This is a genomic window from Duganella lactea (assembly GCF_009857505.1).
Classification (GTDB): Bacteria; Pseudomonadota; Gammaproteobacteria; order Burkholderiales; family Burkholderiaceae_D; genus Rugamonas; species Rugamonas lactea.
On record NZ_WWCP01000044.1, the window covers coordinates 26,764 to 35,381 of the forward strand.

The following is an 8,618-nucleotide window of genomic DNA, read 5'->3' on the forward strand; positions in this document are numbered from 1 at the left end:
TCACAAACAATGACGAATTCTGCACAAGGTCAGTTAAACGCCCCCATGCCGGCCAGCGGGCTGCCGGGTCGCACATGGAAGCTGCGCAGCACCGGCAGGCTGCCGTCGGGCTGGCGCGGCGCGTCCCAGCCGCTGGTGGTGACGTCTTCAAAGTCCGCATCCGTCACGGCGCTCGGCAAAGTCCATGAGTTATGCGCCATCTCCAGGCCTTCGGTGTGTATGGTCAGGCGCCCCTTGTAGGCGATATTGTTGCGCAGGTTGCCGAGGTTGAGCGGCGAGCCGTCCGGCGCGATGCCGAGCATATTATAGTTGGCGCCATTGGCGAAAGCGGTGTTGTTGATGAAGTCCAGCGCCAGCGTATGATGATTGGCGTAGAAACCGGCCGCCTTGTTATCGAAGGCAACCGAGTTGCGGACGATGTGCTTGACGCCATTCGGCACATACTTGCCGCCGTAACCGCCGGCCTTGATGCCGTTGCCATTGCCGTCCTTCAGCGGCGTGTGCGTTCCCGGCAGATAGCCCTGCTGCCACGCCCACGAGTGTTCAATGACGACCGGCGAGTAGGCGTTGATCAGGTCAAAGCCGTCATCGGAATTGGCCCAGGCGCGGCAACCGCGAAACACATTACCCGGCTGATTGGCCTTGACGTGCGCGCCGAAACCGTCGGCGCTTTGGCCGGCGCCGTTGGAGGTGTAGGGATCGTAATTGTGGTGCGAATCGGTGTTCAACACCAGGTTGTAGGCGCCGCCCTTGATGAAGAGGCCGGGCCCCATGTTGTGGTGCAGATTGAGCTGCTCGAAGATGTTATGACTGCCGCTGTTCCACACGCCCCATGATTCGTGATTGAGGCGGTTCTGCGGCTGCTGCGGCGCGCCGGTCACTTCCAGCCCTTTAAAATGCAGCCAGCTGCCGGTCACGCTGAAGCCTTTGACGCGGCAATTGTCCTTCATGGCGGCGAAGTCGAATACCGGCATCTCGCCGGGATAGGCCCAGTAGCGAATCGGCTGCCCTTCGCTGCCGCTTTTGTTCAGGGAGACGCCATTCACCGTATCCGTGCGGCTGGCGCACTGATTCACGCCTTCGGTGTACACATAGCGCCCGCCGCGAAAATAAACGGTGTCGCCGGCCTGTGCGCCTTGCTGCGCGCGCATGATCGACCGCCATGGCGCGGCTTGCGTGCCGGCGGCGTTGTCGTCACCGTTCGGGGCGACATAATAGTCGGTGGCATGCGCGTTGACGACGGCCAGCGCGGACAACAGGAATATCAGCAGTGCTTTCATGTCACCACCCCATCTTCTGGCGAATGAAGGTCGTCAGTTGCGCCGCATTGGCCTGATGCTGCTTCACGCGCGGATGGCCACCGAAACCGGTCCATGGGAAGATAATGGTGTCGATGCGCTGGTCGCCCAGTTGCCGCATCTGGTCCACCGCCGTGCGCACATAGCCCGGCCACTTGGAACCTTCCCGCACCGCGTCCATGCTGCCCAGCGCGCAGACAATGTAAGCGTTCGGATACAGTGCGCGTATCTTCTGCACGAAGCCGCGGTAGGCCTGAATGCGCTGCGCGTCGTCCGGCACTGGCGACAGGCGCTTTTCGCGGTCGATCAGCCAGCTGTCATTTTGCAGCAGGTTGATGATCACAACATCCGGCGTCCAGGACTTGAAGTCCCAGCGGCTATCGTTGTCGCCGACCGCGCTAAGCTGGTCGTAGAAGTCCGGCATGGTGAACGGGAACCAGCTGATCATCACGCCGATGCCGCTCTGCGACGTGATGTGCGCTTCCGCGTCCAGCGCGCGCGCGGTGATCGACGAGTAGGACATGAAGTTGTTCTTGTCGCGCAGACGGTCGTCCGGCCCATCGTCCGGCGACTCGTTGCCCATGCCGGTGGTGATCGAGTCGCCGAAAAATTCGATATGACGCTTTTTCCGCGGCGGTGGCGCCAGCAACGCGCCGCCGTCGGCCAGTTCCAGTCCCTGGAACCAGGTGCCGCCCTCCTCGCCCTCGGTGCGCTTGGTGATCAGAAAGCTGTGCGCACCCGGCGTCAAGCCTGCGGCGACCGGGTAGGTGACGCTGCCGCGCCGCGCTTCGATAATCAGCGGCTTGCTGTAGTCGCCGTCGATAAACACGTTGAAAAAGTTCTTGCCCAGCTGGTCGTCCAGCTTCACGGCCAGACTCGGGCCGGTGAACTTGCCTTCGATGCTGCTGCCCGGCCAGGACAGCATGGGCCGCGCGCGGTCGGCGAAGTCGATGCGGCCGGTGTATTGCAACTGCTGATTATCCGGAGCGATGAAAACATCCGCCAGCGCCTGCCCCGCCAATAACAACGCCACCAATCCAAGCTTGAACTTCATTGATACCTCTCTTCTATGGTTACAAAGCGCGGAACCGCGCCGCATGGCCGCTGGCGCGGAACTGTTCGACCACGTAATCGACAAACACCCGCACCTTGGCCGGCACCAGCTTGCGGCTGGAGTAGTAGATCGACAAAGGCCGCGTTTCAGCATACCAGCCGGGCAGCACCCGCACCAGCGCGCCGCTGTCCAGCAGCGGCAACACGTGCGCCAGCGGCAGCATAGCGATGCCCATGCCGCTGGCGGCGGCGCACGCCAGCGCCTCGGGATCGTCCATCACCGCCACCGGCCGCACGCTGGCCAGCACTTCCTGGCCGCCGCTGTGCTTCAAGGTCCATGGCACCAGGCGGCCGGTGCTCAATGAGCGCCGCAGCAGGCCGCGATGGCGCGCCAGTTCCTGCGGTTGCGACGGCGCCGCATGCGCGGTCAAATAGGCCGGCGACGCCACCAGCACAATTTGCATGCTCGCCAGCTCGCGCGCGATCAGCGCGTCGGTCAGCTCAATGCCGCCGCCGATGGCGACGTCGAAACCGTCCGCCACCAGATCGACCTGCCGGTTATCGAAATACAGGTCGGGCACCACGTCGGGATAGCGGCGTGTGAACTCGTCCAGCAGCGGCACAAAGTACGTGCGCCCCACCGTGTGCGCCAGCCCCACCTTCAGCGTGCCGGCCGGCTTGCCGGCGCCCTGGCTCAGATCCGTCAGCGCGTCGCCGATCTCGCTCCACGGCAGCCGCACCTGCCCGTACAGGCGCTCGCCATCGGTGGTCAGCGCCAGGCTGCGGGTGCTGCGCTGGAACAGCCGCACGCCCAGCCGCAGTTCCAGCCGGTTGACACTTTTGCTGACGGCGGCCGGCGTCAGCCCCAGGCGGCGCGCGGCGGCGGAGAAGCTGCCCTCGTCGGCAGCGGCGATGAAGGCGTCCAGATAGCTGCTTAATTCGGTGAACATGGCGCCATCTTATACCATCGGTTGAAACTGTACACAAAAATTAATGACTACAAAGATAAGCTGACGGCGACCATACTGTGTTCATCAACCAACCCGAAAGGAATCTATCATGAACACGAAATTCAACGGCAAAGTCGCTTTCATCAACGGTGGTTCGCGTGGCATCGGCGCGGCATCGGCTCGCCGCCTGGCCAGTGAAGGTGCGCGTGTCGCCATCGGCTACGCCGCTTCGGCCATCGCCGCCGAGGCGCTGGTGGAAGAAATCAAGGCCGCCGGCGGCGAGGCCGTCGCCATCAAGGCCGACGCCGCCGACGCCGTCTCGCTGACCCGCGCCATCGACAGCGTGGCCGAACGCTTCGGCCGCCTCGACATCCTGGTCAACAGCGCCGGCGTGCTGCATCTCGGCCCGGTGGAGCAGTTCGCGCTGGAAGACTTTGATCGCACGCTGGCAGTGAACGTGCGCGGCGTGTTTGTCGCCTCGCAGGCGGCGCTCAAACACATGAAGGACGGCGGCCGCATCATCAACATCGGCAGCACCAACGCGCAGCGCATGCCGTTCGAGGGCGGCGCGGCCTACGCGATGAGCAAATCGGCGCTGATCGGCCTGGTGAAAGGCATGGCGCGCGATCTGGGCGCGCGCAATATCACGGTCAACAACATCTCGCCAGGCCCGGTGGACACCGACATGAATCCGGCCGACAGCGACTTCGCCGCCGGCATGCACGGGCTGATGGCGCTGAAACGCCACGGCACCGCCGCTGAAGTGGCGGCCATGGTGTCCTACCTGGCGGGGCCGGAAGCCGGCTTCGTCACCGGCGCCGACCTGCTGATCGACGGCGGCTTCGCGGCCTGACCGCACCTACCTGCCGGCTGCTTCGACGTAGATGTCGTCGGCGCAGTTGGCGGTGCGGCTGGCGGCTGGCTTGGCGTTGGCCACCATCTGAGGCAGATCGCGGTCGGTGGCGAAGTCCAGCGCCAGCGATACGCGAATCTCCTGCAGGTATTTGCGCTGCGTGCACACCAGCGTGATGGTGTTGGCGACCTGCTCGCCGTAGCGCGCTTTCACGCGATCGAAGAAGTCGGTGACGCGGAAGCTCTTGCCGGTGCTGCCCAGCACGATCTTGCCGACTTCCGAATCATTCACCACGCGCACCGCGGAGACGGCCTTGAGGAAGTACTCGTCCGGCGGCAGCGACTGGCATTTGCCATGCTTGTTCCACTCATAGGCGCCGAAGGTGCGCTCGTAGCGGAAGTTGGGCATCCACGGCGCGACCTGCTCGATGGTGTCCTGGCTCAGCGAAAAAGCCGGGCCGTTGCAGCTGCCGTAGTTGGTGCCGCACTCCTTCTTGTTCGGCCACAAGCCGTGCAGGCTCAGCGTTTTCGCTTCCAGCGCGCCGCTGTTCATGGCGTCGCATTCCGGCTTCTTGCCTTTGTAATTGACATGTTCGCAGAAGCCTGGCTGCCAGGTGATCGCCAGCACGTAGCTATCCTGCTGGTTCGGCAGCGAGCACACTTCGCCACCGCCTCGCACCGCCGTGCGCTCCGCGCGCTCTTCCAGCTCCGGCTTGCCGCACTCGCGCTGCACCCAGCGCAGCCTGGGCTCCGCGCCGGGAACCTCGATGCGCACCCAGTCGTAATCGGTCTTGTTGATTTCGCGGACGGTGTAGGCCGTGCCGGCGCTGATCTTGATATCGCCCGGATTGCTGCGCTTGGCAAAGGAGGAATACGCCTCGCAACTTTTGGTGGCGGTAAAACTGCCGCTGGCGGATTCACTGGCGCCCGCACCCAAAGCGGTACAGGCCAGCAGCACGGCGGCGATATAGAGACGCATGGTTACTCCCAGGAAGTTGAACAGAGGCCAAAATTGTACCGAAGGCTATCACACGGGCAGTAGTCCTACAAAGCGAATGCAAGCACGCCGATACGGCGCGACCTCAGGAATGACTAAGATAACAGTTCGATTCATCCAACTAAAGGAGTCCAAAATGAAACAATTTCATCTGACCGGCAAGTTTGCCTGCGCCCTGATCGCCACGGCTGCCATTCTCAGCGGCTGCCAGAAGAAAGAGATGGATCAGCCTGCGGTGCCGGAAGCCACGCCAGCGCCGGCCGCCACGCCGGCGCCGGTCACGCCACCACCGGCCAATAACATGCCGGCAGACCCGAACGCCCCGGCCACCACCACGCCACCGGCGACCACCACCGAGCCGCCAACCACCACCAAGTAATGCCCAAGTAATGCGTTAGTACCTTCGGCCTCGGGCGCCCTCCTTCAAGGCGCCGAGGCCCCTCACCCCGCCGGCACTGGCGCGTCGGCAAACGGTCGGCAATCGACCGGAATATCGATGATGAAGGTAGTGCCGCTTGCTGCGGAACTGTCCACCGCCACACTGCCGCCGTGCGCCTCGGCCACGCTGCGCACATAGGGCAGGCCGATGCCCCAGCCCTCCGTCACGCTGTTGCCATCATCGCGCCGCAGGTACTGAAAAATCTGCTCGCGCCGGTCCTCGGCAATCGGATTGCCGGTGTTGTGGACGCTGAGCATCAGCCGCCCCTGTGCGCCACCGACCTTGATGCGCACGCTGCCGCCATCGCCATACTTGATGGCGTTGATCAGCAGATTTTCCAGCGCGCGATACAGCGAACTGCGGCACCAGTAGCCGCGCACCGACACCGTGTCCACCACCACCGGCAGATCGCCGCCAACGTTGAACTGCTGCGCCGCCGCCGCCACCACATCGCGGATATCGAATTCCGCCATCACCAGCGGCAGCCGGGCGGCGCGCTCCAGCGTCAGCACATCCACCAGCTGCGCCAGCATCAGTTGCAGACGCTGGGCGCCCGCCCCGATCTTCAGCGCCATGCGACGCGCCACCTCAATGTCCGGACTGTGGGTGATCAATTGGGCAGCCGCCAGTATCAGCGACAGCGGATTGCGCATATCGTGCGACAGCGTGGCGGCCAGCCGCTCGCGCATGCGCTCGTGAATCAGCGAAAACTCGCGCACGGCGTCGCGCACCGCCGCATCGATCGACACTTCCACCACCCGCCATTCCTCGGCGGAAAAGTGCACGCCATGGCGGTGCGCGGCGACAGTGATCGCGTCGCGGAACAGCTGATACTCCAGAATGATCTGATCCGCGCGAAAGGTGGTCATGCGCGCCCGCTCGCCGCCATGGGAGGACATCGCCGTGGTGTTGCTGGCGCCGTGTTCGCGCGGATAGGACGGCGTCAACGCCTCGGCGATATTGTCGTAGAAGGCCGGCAGGGTATTGACCAGAATCGGACCGGACACCGCTTGCGCCTCGTCGATGTGGCCGCGCACGGCGGTCTCCCACAGGTCGAACACCTGCTGACGCATCGCCAGCATGGCCTGCGAGGTTGGCGACAGGCCTTCCTCGTCGTCTTTCTTATCGGTTGCAAAGGTCATGCCGGCGCTCCCAAGCAAATGCAACGGCCAGCTTACTGAAAAAGCAAGGGGCGTGACATGATTAAGCGCATAAAACATGGGCGCCACACGCCAGCTTATCACCAGCTATACCCAAATGTTATTGATAATGATTTTTTTGGCATTGGAGAACATACGAGCAGTGCTATAGCATACAAGGTTAAGAAAACTACCAGAGACAGCCATGCCCGCTCCGATTTCCACCGCCACCAGTTCCGTGCCGTCGCAGGCCAACGGCAGCAGCAACCGCGCCGTCCTGTCGCTGCTGACCAGCCTGTTCTTCACCTGGGGCTTCATCACCGTCATCAACAACACCCTGCTGCCACACCTGCGCAGCGTGTTCGACTTGAACTACACCCAGACCACGCTGATCGAATCGGTCTGGTTCATCGCCTACTTCTTCGCCTCGATTCCATCGGCGCGCCTGATCGAGCGCATCGGCTACCAGAAATCGATGGTGTTCGGCCTGGTCATGATGGCCGCCGGCGCCCTGCTGATGATCCCGGCCGCGCGCATGCCGTCCTACGGCGTCACGCTGGTGGCGCTGTTCATCATCGCCTGCGGCATCACGCTGCTGCAAGTGTCGGCCAACCCCTACGTGGCCGTGCTGGGTTCGCCGGAGACCGCGTCCTCGCGCCTGAACCTGGTGCAAGCGTTCAACTCGCTGGGCGCCACGCTGGCGCCGCTGTTCGGCGCCTACCTGATCCTGGGCCGCTCCAACTCCGGCACCGCCGAAGCGGGCCGCGTGCTGACCCAGGCCGAAAAGCTGGCCGACGCGCAAGCCGTGCAACTGCCCTACCTGATCGTCGCCTGCGTGCTGGTGATCCTGGCACTGGTGATCGCCCGCTTCAAGATGCCGTCGATGCACCACGGCGCCACCAGCCGCGTCTCCGACGCCGAGCGTGAAAAGCTGTCGCTGTGGAAGCACCGCAACCTGGTGTTCGGCATCCCCGCCATCTTCATCTACCTGATCGCCGAGATCGGCGTGGCCAACCTGTTCATCAACTTCACCGCCCAGCCCGAGATTGGTGGCCTGAGCCACGAGCAAGGCGCGCACTACCTGTTCCTGCTGTGGGGCGGCATGCTGGTCGGCCGTTTCGTCGGCGCCTGGGCCATGAACAAGACCACCGCCGAGCGCGTACTGGCGTTCTGCGCGATCGGCGCGTTCATCGTGATGATGATCGCCGCGCTGGGCACCGGCAGCGTCGCCATGTGGGCGCTGATTTCGGTCGGCCTGTTCCACTCGGTGATGTTCCCGACCATCTTCACGCTGGGCATCAAAGGCCTGGGCCCACTGACCGAAGAAGGCGCCGGCCTGCTGATCATGGCCATCGCCGGCGGCGCGCTGGTGGTGGTGCAAGGCTGGCTGGCCGACACCGTCGGCCTGCAACTGTCTTTCCTGCTGACCGCAGTGTGCGAACTGTACGTGCTGTTCTACGCCATCTGGGGCTCGAAAGCCACCAACGCCTTCCCGGCGGAGAAAGCCGCGTAAGCGACACATTGGCTGATCCTCGAAATGCCTGCCGCGAGCAGGCATTTTTTATGCGCGCTCGAACCGTTGCCGTGTTGTGACAAACCGTGAACATTTACACACAGGCAAGATGCTATCCTCACGATTGGCGGCCCAGACCGGTCCGACAGCAGAGACCATCATAAAGTGAAAAAATTTCTAACGACTACCGGGGACTTCGAATTACTGCTGATTTGAACTGATGTGCTGAGAAAACGCCGGCTGTGGACGTATTCGCACGGCGGCTTCAGACCTTTTGGCACTTGTCTTGCTGTCCAGAACCACCTTTTTCGTGGTCCAGACGGACTGCGGGCGTCAAAACGCCGAAAACTTCGCCTCCTTCAGGTAGCAAAGGCGGC

General features: G+C 63.2%; 8 protein-coding genes. 3 read left to right on the plus strand and 5 right to left on the minus strand.

From position 1 onward, the window contains the following. Positions 1-29 precede the first annotated feature (29 nt). Genes GTP44_RS23800 through GTP44_RS23810 form a run of 3 tightly spaced genes read right to left on the minus strand, consistent with a single transcriptional unit; the run spans position 30 to position 3,301 of the window. Positions 30-1,280, minus strand: coding sequence for a right-handed parallel beta-helix repeat-containing protein (locus GTP44_RS23800; RefSeq protein WP_161021364.1), 1,251 nt, complete (start codon positions 1,278-1,280; stop codon positions 30-32). Between the two features lies 1 nt (position 1,281). Beyond that, positions 1,282-2,352, minus strand: a complete 1,071-nt coding sequence (locus GTP44_RS23805; protein ID WP_161021365.1) for an SGNH/GDSL hydrolase family protein — start codon at positions 2,350-2,352, stop codon at positions 1,282-1,284. A 19-nt stretch (positions 2,353-2,371) separates the two neighbouring features. Next, complete coding sequence (locus GTP44_RS23810; RefSeq protein ID WP_161021366.1) at positions 2,372-3,301, minus strand: LysR family transcriptional regulator; 930 nt, start codon at positions 3,299-3,301, stop codon at positions 2,372-2,374. Positions 3,302-3,410: 109 nt separating this feature from the next. On the opposite strand from GTP44_RS23810, the gene GTP44_RS23815 reads away from it, so the two are divergent. Then, positions 3,411-4,154: an SDR family oxidoreductase gene (locus GTP44_RS23815; RefSeq protein ID WP_161021367.1), complete on the plus strand. Its 744-nt coding sequence runs from the start codon at positions 3,411-3,413 to the stop codon at positions 4,152-4,154. Between the two features lie 6 nt (positions 4,155-4,160). On the opposite strand, the gene GTP44_RS23820 is transcribed toward GTP44_RS23815, so the two are convergent. Then, positions 4,161-5,132: a ribonuclease T2 family protein gene (locus tag GTP44_RS23820; RefSeq protein ID WP_161021368.1), complete on the minus strand. Its 972-nt coding sequence runs from the start codon at positions 5,130-5,132 to the stop codon at positions 4,161-4,163. A 154-nt stretch (positions 5,133-5,286) separates the two neighbouring features. On the opposite strand from GTP44_RS23820, the gene GTP44_RS23825 reads away from it, so the two are divergent. After that, a complete protein-coding gene (locus GTP44_RS23825; RefSeq protein ID WP_161021369.1) occupies positions 5,287-5,529 on the plus strand; it encodes a hypothetical protein in 243 nt (80 codons plus the stop codon). Between the two features lie 62 nt (positions 5,530-5,591). Here GTP44_RS23825 and GTP44_RS23830 read toward each other — a convergent pair whose 3' ends face one another. Further along, a complete protein-coding gene (locus GTP44_RS23830; RefSeq protein ID WP_161021370.1) occupies positions 5,592-6,731 on the minus strand; it encodes a sensor histidine kinase in 1,140 nt (379 codons plus the stop codon). Between the two features lie 202 nt (positions 6,732-6,933). Between GTP44_RS23830 and GTP44_RS23835 the strand changes: the two genes are divergently transcribed. Then, positions 6,934-8,241, plus strand: a complete 1,308-nt coding sequence (locus GTP44_RS23835) for a sugar MFS transporter (protein ID WP_161021371.1) — start codon at positions 6,934-6,936, stop codon at positions 8,239-8,241. The last annotated feature ends 377 nt before the right edge of the window (positions 8,242-8,618 follow it).